Origin of the sequence: Photorhabdus namnaonensis (genome assembly GCF_001684335.1) — a bacterium.
GTDB classification, from domain to species: Bacteria; Pseudomonadota; Gammaproteobacteria; order Enterobacterales; family Enterobacteriaceae; genus Photorhabdus; species Photorhabdus namnaonensis.
Genome location: NZ_LOIC01000053.1, coordinates 30,548 through 54,421, shown reverse-complemented (window position 1 = coordinate 54,421; position 23,874 = coordinate 30,548). Strand labels below are relative to the sequence as shown.

17 protein-coding genes and 1 pseudogene are annotated in these 23,874 nt (G+C 39.9%); 10 read left to right on the top strand and 8 right to left on the bottom strand.

Going from position 1 to position 23,874, the window contains the following annotated elements; genetic code table 11:
• Positions 1-130: 130 nt before the first annotated feature.
• Positions 131-469: pseudogene (locus Phpb_RS26310) on the bottom strand (helix-turn-helix domain-containing protein); the annotation flags it as partial.
• Positions 470-724: 255 nt separating this feature from the next.
• Here Phpb_RS26310 and Phpb_RS26010 point away from each other — a divergent pair.
• Positions 725-1,054, top strand: coding sequence for a hypothetical protein (locus tag Phpb_RS26010; protein ID WP_065390124.1), 330 nt, complete (start codon positions 725-727; stop codon positions 1,052-1,054).
• 1,154 nt (positions 1,055-2,208) lie between these two features.
• Here Phpb_RS26010 and cas6e read toward each other — a convergent pair.
• The 6 genes from cas6e to Phpb_RS09480 are packed head-to-tail and all read right to left on the bottom strand — an operon-like array spanning position 2,209 to position 9,599.
• Positions 2,209-2,883: a type I-E CRISPR-associated protein Cas6/Cse3/CasE gene (gene cas6e, locus Phpb_RS09505; protein ID WP_065390123.1), complete on the bottom strand. Its 675-nt coding sequence runs from the start codon at positions 2,881-2,883 to the stop codon at positions 2,209-2,211.
• Positions 2,870-3,616, bottom strand: coding sequence for a type I-E CRISPR-associated protein Cas5/CasD (cas5e, locus tag Phpb_RS09500; RefSeq protein ID WP_065390122.1), 747 nt, complete (start codon positions 3,614-3,616; stop codon positions 2,870-2,872). Before cas5e ends, cas6e begins: the two co-directional genes overlap by 14 nt.
• A gap of 10 nt (positions 3,617-3,626) precedes the next feature.
• The gene (gene cas7e / locus Phpb_RS09495) at positions 3,627-4,661 is read right to left on the bottom strand and encodes a type I-E CRISPR-associated protein Cas7/Cse4/CasC (RefSeq protein ID WP_065390121.1); all 1,035 of its coding nucleotides are present in this window, start codon (positions 4,659-4,661) and stop codon (positions 3,627-3,629) included.
• Positions 4,662-4,681: 20 nt separating this feature from the next.
• The gene (gene casB / locus Phpb_RS09490; RefSeq protein ID WP_065390120.1) at positions 4,682-5,263 is read right to left on the bottom strand and encodes a type I-E CRISPR-associated protein Cse2/CasB; all 582 of its coding nucleotides are present in this window, start codon (positions 5,261-5,263) and stop codon (positions 4,682-4,684) included.
• Positions 5,263-6,867, bottom strand: a complete 1,605-nt coding sequence (casA, locus tag Phpb_RS09485; RefSeq protein ID WP_065390119.1) for a type I-E CRISPR-associated protein Cse1/CasA — start codon at positions 6,865-6,867, stop codon at positions 5,263-5,265. The genes casB and casA overlap by 1 nt, the downstream gene beginning before the upstream one ends.
• Before the next feature lie 14 nt (positions 6,868-6,881).
• Positions 6,882-9,599 carry a CRISPR-associated helicase/endonuclease Cas3 gene (locus Phpb_RS09480; protein ID WP_065390118.1) on the bottom strand — a complete coding sequence of 906 codons (2,718 nt, stop codon included), beginning with the start codon at positions 9,597-9,599 and terminating at the stop codon, positions 6,882-6,884.
• A gap of 1,488 nt (positions 9,600-11,087) precedes the next feature.
• Here Phpb_RS09480 and Phpb_RS09475 point away from each other — a divergent pair.
• Together Phpb_RS09475 and Phpb_RS09470 are read left to right on the top strand one after the other, a co-directional pair.
• On the top strand, positions 11,088-12,074 hold the full coding sequence (locus tag Phpb_RS09475; RefSeq protein ID WP_240492496.1) for a reverse transcriptase domain-containing protein: 987 nt from the start codon (positions 11,088-11,090) through the stop codon (positions 12,072-12,074).
• Between the two features lie 3 nt (positions 12,075-12,077).
• On the top strand, positions 12,078-13,418 hold the full coding sequence (locus Phpb_RS09470) for an ATP-dependent nuclease (protein WP_065390117.1): 1,341 nt from the start codon (positions 12,078-12,080) through the stop codon (positions 13,416-13,418).
• A gap of 366 nt (positions 13,419-13,784) precedes the next feature.
• Here Phpb_RS09470 and Phpb_RS09465 read toward each other — a convergent pair whose 3' ends face one another.
• Complete coding sequence (locus Phpb_RS09465; RefSeq protein ID WP_065390116.1) at positions 13,785-14,816, bottom strand: hypothetical protein; 1,032 nt, start codon at positions 14,814-14,816, stop codon at positions 13,785-13,787.
• Positions 14,817-15,304: 488 nt separating this feature from the next.
• Here Phpb_RS09465 and Phpb_RS09460 point away from each other — a divergent pair, with 488 nt between their 5' ends.
• The 7 genes from Phpb_RS09460 to Phpb_RS09430 form a co-directional block, all read left to right on the top strand.
• Positions 15,305-15,808 carry a sigma-70 family RNA polymerase sigma factor gene (locus Phpb_RS09460; RefSeq protein ID WP_065390115.1) on the top strand — a complete coding sequence of 168 codons (504 nt, stop codon included), beginning with the start codon at positions 15,305-15,307 and terminating at the stop codon, positions 15,806-15,808.
• Positions 15,787-16,800, top strand: a complete 1,014-nt coding sequence (locus tag Phpb_RS09455; RefSeq protein WP_082302556.1) for a FecR domain-containing protein — start codon at positions 15,787-15,789, stop codon at positions 16,798-16,800. The genes Phpb_RS09460 and Phpb_RS09455 overlap by 22 nt, the downstream gene beginning before the upstream one ends.
• 86 nt (positions 16,801-16,886) lie before the next feature.
• Positions 16,887-19,490, top strand: coding sequence for a TonB-dependent receptor (locus tag Phpb_RS09450; protein ID WP_065390114.1), 2,604 nt, complete (start codon positions 16,887-16,889; stop codon positions 19,488-19,490).
• Positions 19,491-19,970: 480 nt separating this feature from the next.
• Positions 19,971-21,098 carry a PLL family lectin gene (locus tag Phpb_RS09445; RefSeq protein WP_065390113.1) on the top strand — a complete coding sequence of 376 codons (1,128 nt, stop codon included), beginning with the start codon at positions 19,971-19,973 and terminating at the stop codon, positions 21,096-21,098.
• A 483-nt stretch (positions 21,099-21,581) separates the two neighbouring features.
• Positions 21,582-22,706 carry a PLL family lectin gene (locus tag Phpb_RS09440; protein ID WP_065390112.1) on the top strand — a complete coding sequence of 375 codons (1,125 nt, stop codon included), beginning with the start codon at positions 21,582-21,584 and terminating at the stop codon, positions 22,704-22,706.
• Between the two features lie 60 nt (positions 22,707-22,766).
• Complete coding sequence (locus Phpb_RS09435) at positions 22,767-22,958, top strand: hypothetical protein (protein WP_065390111.1); 192 nt, start codon at positions 22,767-22,769, stop codon at positions 22,956-22,958.
• 401 nt (positions 22,959-23,359) lie between these two features.
• Positions 23,360-23,874 (top strand): PLL family lectin (locus Phpb_RS09430; protein ID WP_476742267.1); only part of this gene is annotated, 515 nt, incomplete at its 3' end.

The window sequence follows — 23,874 nt, the reverse complement described above, 5'->3', positions numbered from 1 at the left end:
CCGTGGCGGTGCGAGAGAGCGTAATGCTCTTCACTTTCCCTTCAATTTTTCTGTGTATGCGGGCCTTTATCGGTGACAATTTCGGGATCTTCACTGCGCCCTCCAGCACTGTCACCCCAACACAGTGATAGCTGGATTGCTTACCCTGTTTGCGTTTGAACGCGGGAAATTGGGCGCGCAATTTCGGATTGAAGAAATTATCAAACGCGATATGCAGATTGATCACCGCCTGCTGTAATGCAATGGAGTCATATTCCCTGAGCCAGGCATACTTGCGGGATTGCTTCGCGACCGCCAGTAACGGTTTGAGGTCTTTGCGCGGATTTAAACTTACGCCGTGACGTTTGTAGGTATGCTTTTTGATGTGCAGCGCCTTGTTGTACGCAAAACGGACCGCCCCGAACTGGCCGTTAAGATACTCGGCCTGTTCAGGTGTGGGGTAGATGCGGACTTTGGTCGCTCTTAACATGTTCAGCGCTCATTGAGAAAGTGCATTGATTTTAGCCTGTTTTACCGGCAGATATCAATCCAGTCAGGAGACGTCGGAGTCGCCAGCCCTAAAGCCCTCTGGGCTTTCAGATTATTGACAAAGTGCTGGTTTTTCTATCCGGCGCTTTGTTTTAATTAAATTCCGTTCACCCGACGGAGATGGCCGCCATGTTAAGAATACCTTCTCCCCAAACTTTCCCGCCAGAAACGCTCTCGCTTGACAAACTGATTCATAATGAAAGAAACCCCGTTATTTTCAACGAGGTTTGTCAGCGGTCTGAAAGCCCTCTGGGCTTTTCGCCTGATATCCCCGCCCGCACTGAGGGTGTCGCAAAAGCTCTCCTTTATCAGGTTTCCATTCCAAGCACGGCTCCTTTATGACGACATTTCTACGACAACTGATGCTTTCCATTCACACTTGGCGTCAGAAAAATTTACCCAAAATCGTGGTTTATTTTCAATGCTGGCCTTTTGCGACACCCTCGCACTGGGCAAGGGTTTACGGCGGTTTTTGCTAATAAACACAGAAGCACCTGTGCTTAAAATCGGTGCTTCTGTGAAATAGAAAGCAACATCGTCACCAAACCATTTCGATAAATTCCTTTACGTGTAAAAGTTCGATAAACCGTTGGCCTCGATACCGAAAAAAGCTCTGTCAAATCACTATTCGAATACTGCCCGGTATCGATGTGCCCGAACAGCAGATTTATTATCGGCCTGAAAATTGTGGTCAAAGTGGCAGTGAACCGCCCTTTCCCCGTAAAAACGGGGAGCATTTTTACTTCAACTATCATCATCAAACCTGAATCCGGTTTATCCCCATAAATTCAGGGAACTCTGCACTTCTATGTCAATTACCTTTCCGGATGACGGTTGATCCCCGTAGATTACGGGGAGCTAATTGTAACAAATGGCGATAATTCTGTATTTAGCGGTTTATCCCCGTAGAAACAGGGAACAAATCTATCTCTGCCAGCTAAATACGCTAGCTGTTCGGTTTATCCCCGTCAATCACAGGGAACACGCTTCCAAACCCCAAGCATAACAGTATCAAGTCGGTTCACCCCCGTAGACACAAGGAACACCGCTTACTACCGACCATATCACTGTTACTGTCCGGTTTATCCCCATAGAGGCAGGGAGCATCAGGAAAGCCGATTATCAGCGTCATTTTCACACGGTTTATCCCCGTTAGACAATACAGGGAACACATTTTTAGCTCTACAGCTATTTGGGGCGCTGCTAGGTTCATCCCTGTCTATACAGGGAACATTTAGCGAACATAGTAAAGCATCACTCATGCCGCGGTTTATCCCTACAAATGCAGGGAACACTTACATTCTCTCTTTGACGAGATATATCGAGTTTGGTTCACCCCGGTAACGGTCAGGAACGTCCACGAACGCGATATCCTATCATTGATTATAACTGCTTATCCCATTAAACACAGGGAACATATTCTGCCTGGTTCAAATGTATACCAAAATTCAGGTTCATCCCCACAGACGTGAGGAACACGGTAATTATTTTATCCATATTTCCGAGAGTAGCGACTACCCCCTACTCTACAGAATGATATTAATTAGCAATATCACTTTTTACCATGCTTTTGAAATGTAACACAAACACTTAATCACCGCGAATGCGTCACTTTTAACATCAATATCCCGATACAACAAAGAATATTGCATTACGTGCTCCGAAAAAAATAAATTTCCATTACACTGATCTGATTAACATCAATCCGCATCCCATCGCTTTAGCACGACCAAAGCCTTTTGCATACTGTTCCAAATATAGCTCATCGTTAGTCACCGTCAGAAGTCCTTGGAAATCAACACTGGAAAATTGTATTTTCTGCCCATGCTTTTTTACACTTCGATGCTGGGTATAACCTTCAACATCCAGTAAGTTGTCAAACTGAATACCCCATTGCTGCATACGACGGCTATTCAGCAACCAATTACGAGCAGCATCATCCATCACGGCCTTTATTTTCCCCTGATTCGTTTCACCTTGCTGCCTTGCCATAAACTTAGCATGCATCAAGACATCATGACGCCGACGTTTTCCAGCAGAGTCGGTAATACAGATTGTTGGATTAACGCGTAATTTGAAAGCTAAACGTTGCCCCGCCTGCAATTGAGGATAAAACGCTTTTGTTTCCACCTCAAACAATGGTGACTGAGTTTGAGGTGATGTCCTAGATAAAACATAGAATACGGGTAATCCTATTATTCCGCTCTCTTCCCGAAATAGAAATTGACGTTTTTCGTCTGATGAAAACAATTTCCATAACAATTGATGAGAAGTATAAACGCCATTCGCACCCATTTTTGCTAATATATTTGCTGTTTGACTCGATTGCCGAAGCACAACTTTAGACAAATACATCAACACCCTCCTCGATAGAAAGTTGATACATAGTACGTTGCCGGAATTGCCAACGCGCCCGGTTAATCGGCTCATCCCAAGGATGGCTGATTAAGATATTTGAAGAGCTCATTTCATCTTTATTCCCCTCCCAAAAATAAGTGACAATCCCATTTGCCCCTAGCCATAATTTATCCTCTCTATCCGAATGCATCAGCGGTGGAAAAGGGATATCCAACGCTGTTTTTAATGTTGATGACGTAATGAGTTTAGGGCAGAGAGGTAAAGCAAGCGGGCAAGATTTACGTCCAAGGTGCAAAATAAATACGGGTTTAAGTAAAGCATCCCGTAATTGTTCAAGCGTAAAACCGGTGTATTCAGTTAATGTAATCGCAACGATCCAAATACCATCACAACGATAATCGCGATTAGACAGAATGGTATTCAGTCTATCTGATCTTAATTCACTTTTACGATTCTGATGAACCACATTACTATTGTGCGTCGGCACTTGCGTCGTATGATAATCACGCATTAAAGAGCCAGGAACTGTCTGCTTAATTGCAATCAACACACTTTTTTGTAATTTTGCTAATTCAGACTCATCATCTCGTCGAATACCTAATGCTGCTCCTAATAACCCCAAAATCGCGGAGCGACCCGGATACAATTCCGTTGGCCGCTCCCCCCCAACCGCAGGTTGGCCCCAACTTGCCATCGGGCCATATAATCGGAAGACTAAATATGCTTTCATTCTGCCTCCATTACTGCACAACAAATTCAAGCAGCTCGGTTAAAGTTCCTTCCCCTGTGAATGTGTTGAATTTATAGCGTGCATCGGCACAAGTGCCGTAAACCTGATCAATATTGTGCATTTGGCTTTCTAAGGCATTAATTGCAGACGGCCCCTGGTCGCTGTCATTAATAGGTTTTAAAAATGCAACGGATAAAGAACGAGGTTGTTGTTCACCTTTCTCAGCGAGAGCAAAACTGGCATAAGCACGAGAAGCAAAACTATTTTGTTTACCCGTAGGCGATACTTTCACAGCGGCTTCTGTTAACGCTTTAATCGCTTTATTAGCCAGGGTTTCATCACCATCCAAATTTTTTATTAATTGCGTTTTATTAATGCAGATATAACTGTAAAACAGCGCGGCGGCAAAACCCAATTCCCCTATATGGGCTGACCCGGTATCTTCCTTACCATCATTTAAATCATCCACTGCCGTAAAATAATCATCTTCAATCACTACACTATGCACACTAATAGCATGAGCGACCTGACAGGCGGCCTCGACGTTAAATGCAGGACTTGAAGCTAGCATCCGACCAAACAAAGCAATATCCACCGCAATTTGCTTAGTTTTTAATAAATTAAGCTCTTCCGCTGTCGGCGCCCGGTTTTCTTCCGCCAGCAACTCAATCAACGACATGACAGATCGTTGCTCTGCCGGGCTGATATGTGCCAATTGTTCAATTTCTAAAGCATCTTTTTTTGTTTTTCCAAAAACACCGGCAATCGTTGCAGCCAATGCCTTAGCGGATTTTTCTTTCACTCCAGCACTGACCAAAGCGTCAAATACCTTGATACCAAATCGCTTAGTGCGAATACCTATATTCTCTGATAGCACCTGTTCAAATAATTCAGAAGTACGCCAGTGGCGTTTTAAACTTTGAGAACTCACACGCAAACGTTCAAAACCGCCCATTCTCGCTGTTTTAGGTCGGCCTAAATCATCACGATTCAGATTAGATGGCGCATAGGAAGTTAATAAGTGTAATTGAATAAACTGACTCATAATAATCATCCTAAACTCGATTAATGAAAATCCGATAAATCAACCGATTTACCACTAGCCGCACGGTAATAATCCATAACCCACTTCACCTTAATACGCTTATCCGCCTTACATGGCTGTAATTGACCATATTCAGCGAACCACGCCTCAATATCCCGCGCCAGAGCCAAAACAGAAATATTACCTTTGATTTTCTGTAAAATTTGACGTAATCGACGTAGTAATTCGTTCGGTGTTTTAGCATTTTGTAATTGTGAAAATCTTAATTCACTAACAACCGGTTTATTGCCTCCTCCTTTCTTACCCGCCGCTGCCGCCAATGTAATACCACTGTTATTTTTAACATAAACTAATGCCGCCGCCATCGTGGCCCAATATTCTAATTTTACCGGACTCTCTGATAAGCTAATTTCATCAGGCAAGCTGAACCACAAATCCCGAAATCCCTCAGTCAACATGGCCATCTCAACGTTTTCACAGCGCTTTAACTGGGCTTTATAAGTCACAGGCGCTGGAATAATACCTTTTTCTTTCAACTGTTTTGGTGACAAAAACATACTTTGCCACCAATCCAATAATATGATTTCGATCTTATTGTCCATTACATTTCCTCTTTACCAGAGTGAATATGGTGATTAGTAATAAATGTGTTGATCTCTTTTAAAGCTCTTTGTCCATATAGCCCGATAATTAACTGTTGACGCGCTCTCATACGTTTTACCATTGAGCGTTCATTACCCAATTCAGATAAAGCAACATACTCATCGAATAAATCTCTACAGAGATGACGCAAGGTATTAAGCCAATGTTTAGCCTGCTCTGGTGTCAAAAAAGGTGAATCCGAACGTCTATTATCGATAAGTTGATACACCACAGAAAAAAACAGAGATTCACTTTGTTGCCAAAAAGCCAAGTCAATAAAGGAAATGTCGCCTCTCACATCCGCAGGCTTTTCAAACCAAGCCGCTTTTATTTGATTCCGGCATAGCCAAATCATATTGGTCGCCAATTTTTGCAGCTCTTTGACTTGATATATAATCTTTTCCCGTTGTTCAGGTAAGACAAAAAACAACGGCACAGTGACAGAATACCAACAACGTGCTTTCATATTATCCATATCGTAGCCAAATACCCAAAGACGAGGCATAACTCTCCGCAATTCAGCAAAATGACAACATAAGAAATAAAAATGGCTTATGACCGGCGCGCAACGCTGCCCTCTCTTATGGCTGGTAAATACTAAAGTATCCCAAATTTTATACGTCACCCCTCCAGGTTGGCCTTTAATAGATAAATGTTGGATTGGTTCTTTAAGATCCCATTTATAGGGCGTTAACGGATGAGCCCAATTACCGGAATAATTGCCGCCGTAGTTTTGTGTCCGATATTCAGAGACGGTGAATGCAGAATATTGACCTGAAATTTTGCAAATATTATCACCCTTTTCCACCACCAGACGTATCCGTCTCGGCATCGCCCAATACATATGTAAGGGATGCACATCCTTAGCATAAATTTCTGTCCCTTTATTAACACTCACTTTTGTTGGCGCTAACCAAGGAAAAACCTGAGCACTGGTTAAATTAGGTTCTGAATAATGCCATTCACTTCGACTAATGACGTTTAACCACAGTTTTTGCCATAATGTTGTATCAGTTTGTTGCGGTACCATTAACGTGGTTAATGGTCCTCCGCCTCGTAATCCTACTCGATGCCCCACTCCTCCTGACGGCGCATTAATTTGCAAGGTAAACAGCGCCAGAGCCGCCATTTCAAGAGACATCACATCTCCGACGCCACGTTTAACAAAATGATCCGTATTAAGTTTTAAACCATTCGCTCCCGGCGCTTCAATTAATAATCCAGCTACAGTTGTTGATTTTGCTGTTTGCAGCGGATCAAAATCTTGCATAAAAAGGGGCCCTATACCGGTAACATTGAAAGCATGTATCACTTTATTAAAAGCTTGCTGTAATACCTTTTTATCAGGTGATGTTTCATAGAGAGCATGCCATTGATATTTATCTTCCGGCGCAAAAACGGTTTGTAATAAACCAATGGCAAATTGACAAGCTGCTCCTTGAAAATCAGCTCGCGGTAAAGCAAAGTCCATAACATCATGATCACATATCGCATTAATAGGCAGTACTTTTTCACTACCATCACGTAATCGAAAGGGCAACCACGGGTCCTGAACTAAGTTCATAACACCTCCTGCTTTTATCTTTCACAAAAGCCTATTGTTGAAGAATAGGTAAAATTCGGATCTTGTTCCGGCAACCAAGGTCGCAAATATCTAATTTGGTAATATCTCTGTTGCAAGGCATTGAGAGCGGGTATTAACGCTGTTGGAATTGGCGCTAATTTATTTGCATACTTATTTCTGGATAATTTAATCGTACTCAGCGACACTGAAAATTCGTCGGAATTTACCCAAGGCGCCAGTTGTCCTGAATCATTTTTTTTCAGTAATAACACCTCAACAGTTTCAATATCACTGTAACGAGCATTAATATCGGAATCATCTTCATACCAACGATCAGCACTGCGATCACAATAACCATATAATTGCCACTGTAACCAAAAAGATTTAGCTTTAGCTGTCTGACTTCGCTCCTCGTCAATAAATTCATTCCCTTGGTGTTTTAACACTTCCGGCGCTTGCTCATAAGCATGACCATAAACCGCTTCAATTAATTGGCGAGTTTCCGCGGGCATACGTATAGCACCTAATTTTCTCAACACGCGCATACTTAACCACAGACGGGTAGGCGAGCGATAAACACATTGCGTGTTACGAAAATTATAGCTTAACCAATCTGATCCAGGCTGCTCCCGCCATTCAGGGGCGTGAACAAACAATATTGGCGCAGGGCGTGAATCTTTAATACCCCATCGATAGATACCATCGCTATCGCGAGTGTGGCGATGTAAACGCCCGGCTCGCTGAATAAGGTCATCAATAGGACAAATATCTGAAATCATGACATCGGCATCAGTATCTAAACTCTCCTGAAATATTTGTGTGGCGATTAATGCTTTGCCCCGCCGCATTTCACCCTGACTATTTTTACCAAAAATAGTCATAACATGATTTTCAATCTCTTTTCGATGCTGCAAGATAAACTGGCTATGAAATAATAGACAACGCTCAGGTTCAGTAAGCAAACTTTGCAGTGTCTGATAAGCTTCAATAGCATCATCAACGGTATTTCTTATCCAAACGACACATTGCCCTTGTACAATGGCGGCTAATACTTTTTCAACACAACTACTAAAGCTATTTAAGAAATCAACTTTCACTTCCCGGCTAACATCTTTTCGGCTTGATAACGGTTGTTCAATAACGGGCGATACGGCATTTAAACTTATTTTTGTTGCTAAAGGAAAATCCGTTTTTTGTAATAATTGAGAACTTAATCCACCAGCATTCAGCCAAATATCCGTTAAACGTTGACGCTGTTTAAAGGTCAATGTCGCTGTCAACAAAATGGCTGAACCGCCCTGATAAAGATGCAGCGCTAATAAATTTTCCAGCAAATTAAACATAAATTCATCAGCAGCATGGACTTCATCAACGATAAGTACTTTACGATTAAGCCCAAATAATCTCAGTGATTGATAACGCCTTGGTAATACAGCCAATAAAGCCTGATCAATCGCTCCGATTCCAACAGGCGCTAACAGCGCCTGTTTACGTGGGTCCGCTAACCATTGATTACACTGCGCTGAAGAGGGAATATCTGTTTTACCATAGTTTCTATCTGGGTGACCTAACGCCAAAACGGGTTCACGAAATTGATTATTCATCTCCCGCATACCATGAGCTAAAACGATATTTGGTTTACTATCATCCTCTATCGATAGCATTTGCTGGTAATGTTTAGCAATTCGGCTAAATATTGCATTAGAAGACGCCATTGTAGGCAAACCAAAATAAAAACCATCAGCGGCTTTTGCCTGCATTAAACGGTGTGTAAGCGCAAGCGCCGCTTCTGTTTTTCCAGCCCCGGTAACATCTTCCAAAATAAACAGTTGAGGAGAATGATCTACAGATATTGATTCGGCCCACTGTTGCAATGGTGTTGCGGCAAAACCGTAACATTCCTGAATGGAAATAAACGGCTTAACTACCGGCTCCTTGCCTAAATTGGCTGCTATAACCGCTTTTTTCGCCACTGCTTGAGCATGTTTCCAATAATCAGCTAATGGCATAGGCTCAGATTGATAGGTAAAATAATGATTATCAGAACCAATCCAATCCGCCAATATTGCAACACCCGCAAACTGCCAACTCACTTGTTCCAGTCGCCGTCGCCACTCTTTGGATTGTAATTTTTCAATGGGAAACTCAGGTTGAAATAATTCAACCAAATGATGTGCAAAAAGTGTGGCGGCATTAAGGTTATGAGGTTCAGTAAAACGTTTAATCGCTTTATAGTTTGTTTTATCAATTGGCCGACCGTGATGCCCTAATACACAATCCATGAATACCATTAGGGTATCAAACATCTCTCGCTGTTCTCTTCGCTCGACGCCTTCAATATTAACCAATCTATTAAGTAATTCCGTTTTGATATTTTCCCAGAAATATAACCCTATACGATCATGACAAAAATAACGGCCGCCAGACTCTTTAGGGCAATCTGGTCGATGCAGACCCACTGCCAGACCGGGAAGTAATTTTTGAAAAGCAGATGCAAATTTACCAATATCGTGCAAAGCCAATATAAAAGAGACTATGCTTTGTAGCTGCTGCGTAGATAACGCTAAAAAATTAGCGAGATCTCTAGTTAACGATCTTTCTAAAGAGAGTAACTGCATTCCCACCGCAGCAACATCTAAACAATGGTAAGGAAGCAGATGATAATCTGCACTATCAACCTCTAAGACTCGCTTCGCCTTACCCCAGTATTGAAAATAAATCGGCATTTCCATCTGAAATCCTTACTTAAACATCTGTTTTACCTATTTTTAGAACATAATGCGAAAATTTAGATCAGAAAAATACTAGTTTCTGTTTTTTTAGGATAATTCTGTATAAAAACTCATTACCTAAACAGACGAATTTTTGGCCTATCTCTGAACATAAACCAGAATTGAAGCGACATCGTAGTACAAGGAACCATTTAACCGGGTAGCCGACCTACATTTATCTATTTGATAAATAAAAACAATTACATGTAAAGTCTGTACCCGTTTTACCCAAGGTTCATTTACACTGATAACCCTGCGTATATGATGTCAGGCCAAGGTGAGATGAAAATACTGACGGGTGTTTAGCGATGTCAATTACTATTATTCCGTAAATCGCTTTTAATCCTTACCTGTATAAGTTTAAGCCTTGAACGACGGCATAACGAAAGCGCTAATTAATAGCTTTTCTAAGATAATGGCGTAATTAACCCGGTAATTTTTTATGGTCATTCCGCTATTCAATAGCATGAATACAAAGACTATCGGTGTTTTCCTTTCCATTTTTCAAATTGCGAAGGTCGGAGGCCATATCTTGCCAACACACCTTCATGCAATCGCCTTAATTCTTCAATAACCAATGCCTTTAATGTGTCACGCTAAAAAGGATTACTTAAATGGATCTGATATAGCTCTGGAAATTACCCGATCTACCCGCTACTGGATCTAATGTTTCCTCCGTAGCGATAACATAGCGGTGACTTCGGGCTTCACCCAATATCTGTTTTTCTTATCTTCAACAAGTCTCCCCAACCAACGTTGAACAGTCCTTCCAGGAACAGAAGGATGGGATGTTCTACCAAAAAAATCCGAAACAGACATTAGGTCGTGATGTAACACACAAGGTCTCATAAATATCAGTTATTGAACTCATAGCGAACAATAGATTCTAGTAAAAATATGGCGCGATTATGGCGCAATTCAGATTAATCGCGCCACTTTTGTGCCATCAATATGGCGCGATTTAAAATTATCTCACCACTTCAAATAGATAGAGTCCTTTATTTGTACCCACATTATTAATCTCTCTTAAACTAATGTATACTTGTCGGATATATTTAAGGATACTTACTTAAGCATAAATTCGAACATCCAAACCATATTTATAGAAATGGAGAAACAGTATTGCTCTGCAATTATTAAGGAATATTAAAACAACACATAGTTTTTATACTAGTGTTCCTATAGACATTAATCACAAAGTTAACAATTACTCCTAACTCCAGCTTTATTATTTTGAATATAATTCCCTTTTCCAGACCTTAAATTTAAAAAAGTTGCCTTTTTATTCGAATTGACTTATATTTAGCCCATGCTAGCGACTAGGAGTATCTCCAGTCAGTAATGTTAGCCTCTACGAGCCTTTATGTAATGTTACTCTTGTACTGCCCTTCTTCATAAGCCTGAAGAGGGTATGTACAGGTAGTAAATTTCAAAGAGAACGAGTCTTTTGTGAATACTCCCGATAATCCCACTATTCCTAAGAGCAAAAAACTACTTAAACTGGAAACAATTTTCAGCATCGCATTTCATGAAAAAACTAAATTAGATGATTTTTTATCCTTTAATATTAAAGGTGAATATAAAAAGTCAGAATACAATGGACGTATAATTTATCAACCTTCGACTAAACTTAAAAGCTATCACAAATTTATTAATGATTTTATTCTTTTTCATTTAAATATTAATAAAGAGGCAGTCTATTCATATAGAAAAGGAAGTAGTACTTACGAAGCAGTCAAAAAGCATTCTGATAAAAAATGGTTTTTCAATACAGATATTAATAATTTCTTCTCAAGCATCACTAAAAATTTCGCAAGAGAAGTGTTAGAAAATAACACATCAGCGATCCCTATTCTTGACATACAAGAATATTATGATAAAATATTAGAATTTATAATTGTTGATGATATATTACCAATTGGTTTCTCAACCTCACCAGCATTTAGTAATGCGTGTTTATATAAATTTGATAACAACATCCAAGATTATTGTTCAGAAAAAAGCTTAATTTACACCAGATATTCTGATGACATAATAATATCATCAGATGATAAAGAAATAATTCATAGTATTTACACAACAGTATCCAGCTTTCTCGACAAAGAGAATAATGGTAATTTTTCTTTAAATAAATACAAAACAAAGATCGTTAATAAAGGAAATAAAGTAAAACTTCTTGGTATGGTTGTGCTACCTTCTGGGAAGGTTACTGTTGATATAAAAATAAAGAAAAAAATTGAGTATTTAATTTACTTTTATATTACTGACAAAGATAAATTCAAAGATGCTGTTGGTAAAGATTTAGATAAAGGAATTGAGATGATTTCAGGAAATCTTAATCATATAAATACTATTGATAAAAATTATTTAAACAAGCTCAGAAAAAAATACGGCAATGTTATAATCGATATGTTTTTCCATAAGAATGTATTCTAAGATATGAACATTACAATTAATATTTCAAAAGTACAACACATTAATGAGATGAGTTTTTCATTAGATTTAACAAAAAATAAAATTACATGTATTGTAGGAAAAAATGGTATTGGAAAAACCACATTTATAAAATCAATTAAAAATTTACAATCAGCCGATATATTCATAAAAACATCATCACGTTATATATTTAATCAAGAAAGCAAAATAGAATATTTGATAAATAATGATGTCATAACTTATATTTATAATAGTAACCTAAAAGTTATTGATACAAAATCAATTGTTCCTGAAGAAGTAAAATCTAACATATTTGTTGAATTGCCTATTCCCTATGGTGATAGATTCAATAGTTTTCCAACATTAAGTAAAATCGACGCAGACCTAAGAAAGTGCATAGCTTTTCAAACCTATGAGATTCCCAGTGAACTTATTAAAATGTTAAACTCAGTTTATAAAACTGATGTCTATAAAAACCTAAAATCCTTTAAAGTTAAAAAAAATAATTACTATTTTCGACTTAACGAAAATGGATATTATATACGGGAAGATTATTTTAGTTCGGGTGAGTTTTTCATCATCAACCTTTATAGAATGATTGAATGTAAAAGAAAATGCATCATTATTGATGAAATTGATATTTCTTTAGATTCTTCAGCACAAGTAGAATTAGTAAACTTACTTAGAGAATTTTGTGATAAATATAATTTAAATATCATTTTTACAACCCACTCTTTGGCATTAATGAAAACACTTAATGATGATGAGCTTTATTACATGTACAGAGAAGGTAATAAAACCATGATATCAAAGAGATCTTATAACTTCATTAAAAGCTCTCTTTTTGCCTTTAAAGGCTGGGATAAATATATTCTAACTGAAGATGAAACTTTGCAAGATTACTTAGAATACATTATAGACAAAAATAACAATTCTTATTTTTATAAATATAAAATAATATATATTGGAGGAGCTACCAACGTTGTTAATCTTATGAAAAGGAATGAAAAAGAAGAATTTCTAACAAAACCTGAAAATGTAATTTGTGTTTTAGATGGCGATCAAGCCCATTTAAAGCATGTTTATAAGAATTCTAATGTGTATTGCATTCCATTTCAAAGCATTGAAAAAGATATCTATTCTGCTTATCAAGCTGATCTAACAATACCAAGAGTAACAGTAACTGCAACTAAAGAATTAGAAAAAAAAGTGTATAAAGCTCTTGTAAAAACCTATAATAACGGCTGGTCAAAGGCTACCGTATTTAACTATTTAGATAAGAAAATGCCACTTGAGAGTGAGAATTTTAAAAAAATAATCATAGATTTTTTAAAAACTAAATAATACAAATTATTTACAAAAACATCAATATCATCAATATCATCAACGAACATTAAAATAGATACTCATCAATTTTCAATTTATGCGTAGCGGTATCATTAAAAAATCTGGAGTAAAAAGTGCGAATCTAGCTAAATCTATATTCATAAATTTAACTTTTTTATGATGAGATCTGCCTTTTTCCTCCAAGCTACAACCTCCTAGCACAAAAGAAGAATATTCACAGCATCACTATATTGAACCAGTCGGATATTACTTATAAACGAGTACGAAACTAAACAGATACTGCAAATCTTTCGACAGAAAAAGGTTATATGATATCTATAATGATTAAATACCTTTGTATAATATACAACTAATCCTTAAAAGCTAACTTTCATCATCAATAATATTGCCATAAAAGCGATATTCAGGAACTTTAGCCTCATTAATCGTGCCAATTCTTACTGGCAAATGACCATACGAATGACATAATAATTTTATATAATTCCAATATTCCCGCTCCGTTTCTATATGTTCTATCAGTGGATCAAAAGCACCATCATAGAATTCAACATTTAATTCTCTACCATCATTACCTCCATTAATATTTCCACTACTATTTTCTTGTTGATTAATATACTCTTTATTATCATTTTCGTCACTCATATTTCCGCGATCTATAATTTCTAACATCTCTTTTATCATCTCCAGGCTATGACAAGCCGTTTGCGGCGAGTTGTAGAATAAGCCATCATTAAAAATAGCTTCCATCAATTCATAAAACGCGAATGAGGTTGTTCCCTGTATATATTTGATATTTCTATTATCATATATACCAAAACATTTATCATTAAAAATATCCGTATTATTATCGTCATAACCAATCAATATTTGTCTGTCACTGCCAATGACTGGAATATTTTTAATTTCGTGGATATATTCACTAATACTATAATGCTCTTTATCTCCTTTTCTATAACCCGATGCCATACAAACCGATTCAATATTAAAATATTTTGTTGGCGTATGTTCACGATTAAAATATTCAGACAGTTTTTCATTATCTTTCATATCTTTTCGCTGATATACCCGATGGACCGATGTGATTCTCTGAATACTGATCCAATCAAATATCGGCTCTTCTTGCGAAGGTTTTCTAATCTCTGCAATATAAGCGGCAATATCAATTTCCAACCAAGCGCTCAACATAGCCTGCCACGGTTCTATCGCGAGAAATATATTTGATATTGTCACTCCTTTTTCTATGATGACTTTATTTCTGAAATATTTCAGGAAAAAGAACGGATCATTTTTCCCTAGCTGTTCCTGAACTGATAGCATCGGTACAGCTATTGCCATATCGTAATCTGAGCGAAATCTCAGAATCGAATCAACACAAATAATTAAAGTACCTTCCATCTTATCCCTCGTTAATTTAAGCTTTTCATATATTAACCACTGTAATTCTTATATATACCCCCCTCTATTATAGTCATATATCTGGATTTTGCTATTTTTGAACGTCAGATTTATTATTCCAACCACCTACATTACATCAATATTAAAAGATAGTTACATGATATATTAGGCACACATCAATAAACACGACACCATATTAATTTACCCTAAACCTAAAATTATTAAAATTTTCCCCTAGTGAAAATATTTTTAATATTAAATTCAACCAGAAATTATTTAAATTCTCGTTCCCGGTTTAAGGCTCTTATAATCTCCCCCTGTCAATCACGAACAAAACTACAAATTAGTTCATTAATTTGCTTTATAGTAAATAAAAATGCATTTGATCAGCCGCTTCGCACCCATTATTTATTGGTAACGGAAAACAATTACCTGTAACATACCAAAATGATAATGATTTGCATTTACATTGATAGCATGGCATGAAAATGACCGTTAATGTTTTAGACACTCAACAGATCCAGTGCATGTACATCCACAATCATGATTGGCTATTTCGCTGGCTTAAGCATCGTCTTAACTGCGATGAAACTGCCGCAGACCTAGCTCAAGATACTTTTGTTAAATTACTTCGTTCACCTTTACCACAGCAACTTAATGAACCCCGTGCCTACATCGTCACCATTGCCAAAGGGTTGATGGTTAACTGGTACCGTCGCCGCTCACTTGAACAATCTTATCTGGATTTCCTCTTCAGTCTGCCTGAACCGCTTATTCCCGCACCAGAGCAAAAACTTATCATCCTCGAAATACTTCAGGAAATTGATATCATGCTGAGTCAGCTCCCCACGCCAGTGCAAACTGTCTTTTTACTTTCCCAGATAGAAGGAATGAAGTATGAAGACATTGCAAATCAGATGAATATTTCGCTGTCCACAGTAAAACGTTATATGAAACAAGGCTTTTATCAATGTCTGATAGCGATGGCATAAGAGGGATTGGCATGGCTTCCACTGATACATCTTCTTCATCAAGTACGCTTTCTGAAACGATACTTGCCGAAGCCGCGGAATGGTTGACCGTTTTGCATGATAGTCATGCCAGCGAAGCTGATCGGAATGCCTGCGCTGCCTGGTGCGCACAAAGTCCAGAACATGCTCAAGCCTGGGAACGGGCGCAATGTCTGTTAGCACGGTTACACCATCTACCACCACATATCGCCTCACCTCTGTTAAACAACAAACAGACCTTCTCCCGTCGGGAAGCCATCAGAAAGCTTACACTCATGTTGTTAATACCGGCTGGCGCATCATCACTCTTCTGGCGATCTGATCAATTTCAGCTTCTCACTGGCGATTATCACACTGCAACGGGGCAAATTCAGCGCTGGTCATTACCGGATAACAGTCAAGTGACTTTAAATACACAAAGCTCAACAGATGTTCATTATGACGATACCCAACGGCTTATTGGCCTAAAGCTAGGGGAAATCTATATTGAAACCCATAAAGATAGCCGCCATCCGGCTCGCCCATTTAAAATTCAAACTAAGCAAGGCGTTATTGTGGCATTGGGCACAAAATTCAGCGTTCGCCAACAAGCCTTACACACTCAGGTGGAAATAATAGAAGGAGCGGTTCGCATTACGCCAGATAACGGTTTGCCGCACATACTGCATGCTGGAGAGGCAACCCATTTCAATCAATTCGCCGTTGCCCCACAATATCCCCGTTCAACGGTGTCTTTAAGCTGGTTACAGGGCATGATGGTAGCTGATAACTTGCCGCTGGCAACGGTGGTTACTGAACTGAATCGCTATCGTTCCGGTGTCATCCGTTGTGATGATGCAATAGCTAATCTGCGTGTCTCTGGTGCTTTTCCCATACGGGATACGGATCTGGCGCTGCATATGCTATTACAAACCTATCCGCTCTCAATGCGCAGCCTGACCCGCTATTGGATTACCCTCTATTCATCCAGTTAATAAAAATAATCATTTTTACTGACACTTTTTTCAATCTCATACGGCATGGAAATAAAAGAAGTTTAAAAAGTTATGGAGAACTTACCATGCCATATCAAGAAATCACTATGCCATATCATGCTAACTGCCAAGATTCACAACCACGTTGGCAGAAAAGGTCTTTAGTCGCACTGTTATTGCCATTAATACTGCTGCCGACACCTTCCCTTTACGCCACCACACCAGCAGATACACTCTATTCCGTTCATATTCCACCGGGTTCATTAGGCAATTCTTTGTCCCACTTTGCGGCTCAAACCGGTACCGCACTCTCCTTCGATCCGAATTTAACCAACGGGTTAACAGCACCCTTATTAAACGGCAGTTTTACCGCTCATCAAGGTTTGGTTCAGCTGCTCACAGGCAGTCATTTACAACTGTCCCAACGTACCGATGGCAGTTATACCCTAGTAAAAATGACAAAGAAGATGACCAACAAAGGTGTAGTCGTACTCAGTCCCCTTACGGTAGCAGGCAATCACGGATACTCAGGTAACGAACCATTGCGGTTCGACAGTACCACCATCAAAGGTAAAGATATTGAAAAATTCGGTGTGATCCACCCCGTTGATATTTTCAAAACAACACCGGGCGTATTATCCGGCGAAGCACGTAGTTCAGGCAGTCTGGATGTGAATATCCGGGGCCTGCAAGGACAAGGCCGAGTCTTAACCACCGTTGATGGCGCATCTAACCAGACCGCGCTATACCGCGGTTATCAAGGTGTCTCCAACCGTTCCTTTATTGATCCAGATTTCATTGGCCGGGTAGATATCAATAAAGGCCCGACAGGAAAAGGCGGCATGGGAGCTATTGGGGGAACGGTGGAGATAAAAACCATTGAAGCCAGTGATATCCTCCTTGACGGACAAAAGGTAGGACTACGCCTGAAAGGAAGTCTGTTGAGCAACCATTCCAATCCTGACGATTATCAACGCAATGACTGGCCTTCCCCCTCAAAAACCTCTCTTTTCGACGCTAAGAATCGCACCGGGAGTATTGTTTTCGCGATGGCCGAACCCTCCTATGAATTGCTGTTTGGTGTTTCTCAGCGCAAGCGGGGCAATTACCACTCTGGCAAACACGGACCGGGCGCTAAGGAACGTGGAATGCCAGGTTATTTGTGTGAAAGTGATCCACAAGATTGTCGCATTCCACAATTCAGTGAACAGATGGCCGGTTATTCGCTGTATGCAATGGGGGATGCCGTCCCAAATACTTCTGAAGATAGCCAATCGTTACTCGGTAAAGGAAAAATTCGTTTTGGTGATGGTCATGAAATCTCGGCTATCGTTAGCCATTACCAAAATCTCTACGGAGAATCCTATGTCCCGGATATGGCAAACCTGAGCCAAACATTTATGATTTTGGAACAGGGGCCTCTGACACGGCTCAATATGAACAGGCACAGCCTCAACTATAAATGGGAACCTGCGTCAAATCCCTGGATTAATTTGGATATCGGAGTATGGCAAACTCGGGTTAACGACCGACCTCGAACCGCAAATAATACCCTCGGTGATAAAAAATTCATGCGCACAGTCGGGGTGAATTTGAGTAATACCTCATTATTTGAGCTTTCAATGCAAGATATTGAGTTGAACTACGGCGCCAGCTTTATTCGTGAACGTACAGGCCCAAGCGCAGGTCAATGGGAATATGCCGTTAATCGGGAAGGAGAGCGTAAAGAAGGCCGTTTTTTCCTGAGCGGGAATTATATGCTTGCCGACCGTCTGACCCTAATGGGCGGATGGGATTTTAAATCCTATCAGATCGAAGATTACAGTCCAGCTCGACCAAATAGCTCTTGGTTACTACAGCTCACCTCCGGGAAAGTAAATAATAAGCGAGACCATGCTCACGGCTATTGGGTAGGCACTAAGCTTGAACTTAATCATGAAACAGCCCTGCATGCCAAATATAGCTATGCCCCTCGTTTTCCATCAATGGTTGAAGGTATTCGCGGCTACATGATGAGTGTTGACGATCATATAAAGCCTGAAATTTCAAAAAATATCGAAGTCGGGCTGACATCACGCTTCCCGAATATCATTGCTCAAAATGATAGCTTCGATATTAAAATGTCCTACTTTGATAATCGGGTAAAAGACTATATCAGCCGAGCATGGATGGATGATTACTGGAGTATGTACATCAGTAATATTAAAGAAGCAAAATTTGCCGGATTGGAATTGGCAAGTGTTTACCATAGTGATCACTTTGATGCCCGTTTATCGATGAATTACTATACAAAAGTCAAATTCTGCACGGAAAATGACGGGTGTGCTGCACGTAGCCTCCCTTCGGATTATGCGACTAATCACATTCCACCTAAATACGCGGTATCACTCGATCTGACACAACGATTCTTAAATGACAATGTATCTGTCAACGCCAGAGTTTCCCATTATGGTCAACGATCTGTGCCAGCAGGAAAACCAGGACGCGGTTCTTCTCCTCTGTTGGCGCCCATTATCTGGCGGCCTGCAACTGTGGCGGATATCTCTCTGACTACCCGCATAAATAAGCATGTCGAATTTGAGTTCGGCGTGGATAATGTGTTCGACAAATATTATATCCAGCCTCTCAGCCTCGGCTATATTCCTTCACCGGGAAGAACATTTCGAGCCGGTATTACAACTTATTTTTAAATCCATTCGTTAAGCTGGTGGCATATCCATGATATGCCACTTTCTGGAAAAGAATGTAATTAGAGTGAAAGCAATATATCAATATAAATTATTTTCTCTTATTTCTCTGGATTTAATACAACTTTCAAAATTAAATCTCGCCACTAATTTAAATTAGCGCATAAATACAATATGCCATCAGATACTTTTAATGAAGTCAAAACAATTTTAAAAATATATTTAAAATAGAATTTAAACGAAACTTTAAAATAATGAAATAATTTAAATGTAATTAATTGTTTTTAAATGATCGTATGTAAAAATATATATCAGCCTATAGAGATCTATAATATACAATCATATCTTATCGATAACTTAATTGTCATAAGTTAACTTCAAATAAAAGCATAAACGAAAATATAAATTTTAAAAAATCAAAACATTGATTATTAAATGACTATTTGGTGAATCTAAAAATTTATTTTTAACAAGGATATATATATGAAAAAAGAACCGATTAAAAAATCAAATCCAGATAATACCGAATCATCTGATGCAAATGAGGTTGCAATCGAAAATGTTGCCATCGCGACGTCTGGCATTGTCTCAGTGGCAAACACCTCTGATGGTCGGATCGAGGTTTTCGGTGTGGGTAGTGACAATGTAGTATGGCGGAATGGGCAAACGACACATACAGGCGCTTACTGGACCGGCTGGAGCTCGCTTGGCTTAACAGCGACCAGCAAACCCGCCGCTTACCTCAACTCAGACGGTCGATTAGAAGTATTCGTACGTAGCACGGATAATGCGCTGTGGCATAACTGGCAAACCGCTCCTAATGCCGGTTGGTCAGGCTGGCAATCTTTAGGCGGAGCAATCACCAGTAACCCTGCGGTGTATATCAACGCCGATGGTCGGCTTGAAGTCTTTGCCCGTGGCTCCGATAACACACTCTGGCACATCTGGCAAACCGCTCCCCACTCCAATCCGTGGTCAAGCTGGTATTCTCTAGGCCAAGTGATCACCAGTAACCCAGCAGTCCATATCAATGCCGATGGTCGGCTTGAGGTCTTTGCCCGCGGCGCCGATAACGCACTCTGGCACATCTGGCAAACTGCTCCCCATACCGGTTATTGGTCAAGCTGGCAGTCATTAGGCGGCTCCATCACGAGTGATCCAGTGGTCATCCGCACCATTGACGGTCGACTCGAAGTTTTTGTGCGCGGTGCCGATAACGCACTGTACCATATCTGGCAAACAGCTCCCTATTCTAGTCAGTGGTCTAACTGGGCTTCATTAAGTGGCGTGATCACCAGCGCTCCAGCGGTGGTGAAGAATTCCGATGGTCGGCTTGAAGTCTTTGCACGCGGCGCCAACAAAGAACTTTCACTCTACCACATCTGGCAAACTGACACTTATTCTGGTTCATGGTCAGGCTGGGCCTCATTGAGTGGCGGACTTACCAGCGGCCCAGATGTCACGAAGAACGCTGACGGCCGACTTGATGTCTTTGTGCGCGATAACGGCAATGGACTCCACCACATCTGGCAAACTGTTCCCCATTCCAATCAGTGGTCTAATTGGACATCCCTAGGGGGAACCTTAATCGATGCCTCAGCGATAAAATAATCTGAAAGGAGCCAGATTCGCACAATACACGAGTAATTTTCTGGCCCGATGTATTAGAGAAAACATTCACTACTCTGCATCAGGCCAGTAATACTTTATTCGCTGGAGCTATCCCAATAGCCAAATGACGAATTATATACTTTAATAACAATCAGATATTTTGAATAAAAATAACCACAAAAAACAGAGTTAAAATAGAAAACAAAGAAAACTTTAAAATAAGAAAATAGTTTATATATAATTAATGTTTTTTAGATATTCGTATTTAAAAATACATATCAACACATAGACCTCAATAATATAAGATCACATTTTACGAAAACTCAATAATTAGAGTTTAACGTCAAATAAAATATCACTTATTCATTTCATAAATAAAAATATACAGAATGCAATCGAAAGTATTAATGTGAAATTAAATACACTGTTTATTAAATGACTATTTAGTGAATTTTTAAAATTATGCCTAAAGAGGATATATATATGAAAAAAGAATCTATTAATACATCAATTCCAGATAATACCGGGTCATCTGTTGCAAACGAAATAGAAGTATCCAATGAAATCTCTTGGACTGCGTTACCCGGAGTTATTTCGGCGGCAAACAACACCGATGGTCGGCTAGAGGTTTTTGGCGTGAGCATCAACAATGCTGTGTGGCATAACTGGCAAACGGCACCAAATACCATATCTTTCTGGTCTGGCTGGCACTCACTAAATGAAGGAGCGACCAGCAAACCCGCCGTTCACATTAACTCAGACGGCAGATTGGAAGTATTCGTGCGTGGCACAGATAATGCTTTATGGCATAACTGGCAGACCTCTCCCATCCCCGGCACCAGTTGGTCAGGCTGGCAATCTTTAGGTGGTCAGATCACCAGCAATCCAGTGGTATATGTCAACTCCGATGGCCGGCTTGAGATCTTTGCACGCAGTTCCGATAACGCTCTCTGGCACATCTGGCAAACCGCACCTCATGCCGGTCCGTGGTCTAATTGGCAATCACTAAATGGCGTGCTTACTAGTGATCCAACGGTATATGTCAACACCAGTGGTCAGTTTGAGGTCTTTGCGCGCAGCAACGATTACTCTCTCTGGTACATCAGGCAAACGACCTCTCATGCCTATCCCTGGACAAATTGGCAATCACTGAGTGGTGTGGTAACGAGCAATCCAGTGGTAATCAGCAACTCTGATGGTCGGCTTGAGGTCTTTGCGCGCGGTTCCGATAACGCTCTCTGGCACATTTGGCAGGTCGCTCCTAATGCAGGTTGGACAAACTGGCAGTCACTGTCTGGCGTCATCACCAGCGACCCTGCGGTACATATCAACGCCGATGGTCGGCTTGAGGTCTTTGCACGTGGCCCTGATAACGCTCTCTGGCATATCTGGCAGACGGCAGCATCAGGTTCATGGTCTGATTGGGCCTCATTGTCTGGCATGATTACCAGCGCTCCTACGGTGGCGAAGAATTCTGACGGCCGGCTTGAAGTTTTTGCACGCGGTGCGGATAACGCACTCTGGCATATTCAGCAAATTACATCATCATTGTGGTCCGATTGGGTATCCCTCGGCGGCACCTTGATCGACGCTTCAGCAATTAAATAATCTGCTTCGCACAAGACACGCATAACTGCCTGGCCTGATGCATTAAGGAAAACATTCACTATGCCGCATCGGGCCAGCAATACCTTATTTACTGGAATCAACCCAATTCTCAACACGCAAACCAAGCATTCTCTCAAACTCGCGCATATTGTTGATGATGAAGATGATGAAGATATAGTTTTGTCTATCCAATGTAGTCTCTTGGTCGAACAGACCCAAAAGGCAATGTCAAACAAAACCCCTGTTTTATAGAACATTCACGCACTAGAACCTGTGTTTTTTAATGCCAGTCGGCAAACTATTCTCTTCCGTAAAGATTATCAAATGTTTTTAATACAATTAAAACAATCATGATAAAAATATATTCTCAAATATAATAAAGATGAAACCTTAAAACAGCAAAACAGTTCATCCATAATTTATTATTTTTGAATAACCGTATGCAAAAATATATATAAACAGAAAAGGTTTTATAATGTAGCATCTCATCCACTTAATACTTCACGGATCATCAATCAGCATCACATAAAACATTAATTATTTCTTTAAAGAATAAAGAGTGAAAGTGAGAATATTAATTCAAAGAATTAAACACCTTGCTTATTAAATAACTATTTAGTGAATCTGAAAAATTATTTCTAACGAGGATATATATGCAAGAAGAACCTATTAATATACCAAAACCAGATAATGCCGAGTTTTCTGTTATAAATGAGCTAATACAGCTAAAAACTGAAAACTCATCTATCACGATGTCCAGCATTGTCTCAGTGACTAACAAACCCGCTGTTCATCGTAATTCGGATGGTCGATTGGAAGTATTCGCACGCGGAGCTGATAACGCGCTCTGGCACATCTGGCAAACCGCTCCCAATTCCGGCTGGTCAAACTGGCAATCTTTAGGGAACACAATTACCAGTAATCCTGCCGTATATGCTAACGCCGATGGTCGCCTTGAAGTCTTTGCCCGTGGCGCCGATAACGCGCTCTGGCACATCTGGCAAACTGCTCCAAATTCCGGTTGGTCCGACTGGGAATCTTTAGGGCACACAATTACTAGTGACCCTGCCGTACATGCTAACGCCGATGGTCGTCTTGAAGTCTTTGCCCGCGGTACCGATAACACGCTCTGGCATATCTGGCAGGTCGCTCCAAATTCCAGTTGGTC

Excerpts from the sequence above, each read along its gene's own strand:
- Phpb_RS26010 (WP_065390124.1), top strand. The coding sequence starts at position 725 with ATGAAAGAAACCCCGTTATTTTCAACGAGGTTTGTCAGCGGTCTGAAA.
- cas6e (WP_065390123.1), bottom strand. The coding sequence starts at position 2,883 with ATGTATTTGTCTAAAGTTGTGCTTCGGCAATCGAGTCAAACAGCAAAT.
- cas5e (WP_065390122.1), bottom strand. The coding sequence starts at position 3,616 with ATGAAAGCATATTTAGTCTTCCGATTATATGGCCCGATGGCAAGTTGG.
- cas7e (WP_065390121.1), bottom strand. The coding sequence starts at position 4,661 with ATGAGTCAGTTTATTCAATTACACTTATTAACTTCCTATGCGCCATCT.
- casB (WP_065390120.1), bottom strand. The coding sequence starts at position 5,263 with ATGGACAATAAGATCGAAATCATATTATTGGATTGGTGGCAAAGTATG.
- casA (WP_065390119.1), bottom strand. The coding sequence starts at position 6,867 with ATGAACTTAGTTCAGGACCCGTGGTTGCCCTTTCGATTACGTGATGGT.
- Phpb_RS09480 (WP_065390118.1), bottom strand. The coding sequence starts at position 9,599 with ATGGAAATGCCGATTTATTTTCAATACTGGGGTAAGGCGAAGCGAGTC.
- Phpb_RS09470 (WP_065390117.1), top strand. The coding sequence starts at position 12,078 with ATGAACATTACAATTAATATTTCAAAAGTACAACACATTAATGAGATG.
- Phpb_RS09465 (WP_065390116.1), bottom strand. The coding sequence starts at position 14,816 with ATGGAAGGTACTTTAATTATTTGTGTTGATTCGATTCTGAGATTTCGC.
- Phpb_RS09460 (WP_065390115.1), top strand. The coding sequence starts at position 15,305 with ATGACCGTTAATGTTTTAGACACTCAACAGATCCAGTGCATGTACATC.
- Phpb_RS09455 (WP_082302556.1), top strand. The coding sequence starts at position 15,787 with ATGTCTGATAGCGATGGCATAAGAGGGATTGGCATGGCTTCCACTGAT.
- Phpb_RS09450 (WP_065390114.1), top strand. The coding sequence starts at position 16,887 with ATGCCATATCAAGAAATCACTATGCCATATCATGCTAACTGCCAAGAT.
- Phpb_RS09445 (WP_065390113.1), top strand. The coding sequence starts at position 19,971 with ATGAAAAAAGAACCGATTAAAAAATCAAATCCAGATAATACCGAATCA.
- Phpb_RS09440 (WP_065390112.1), top strand. The coding sequence starts at position 21,582 with ATGAAAAAAGAATCTATTAATACATCAATTCCAGATAATACCGGGTCA.
- Phpb_RS09435 (WP_065390111.1), top strand. The coding sequence starts at position 22,767 with ATGCCGCATCGGGCCAGCAATACCTTATTTACTGGAATCAACCCAATT.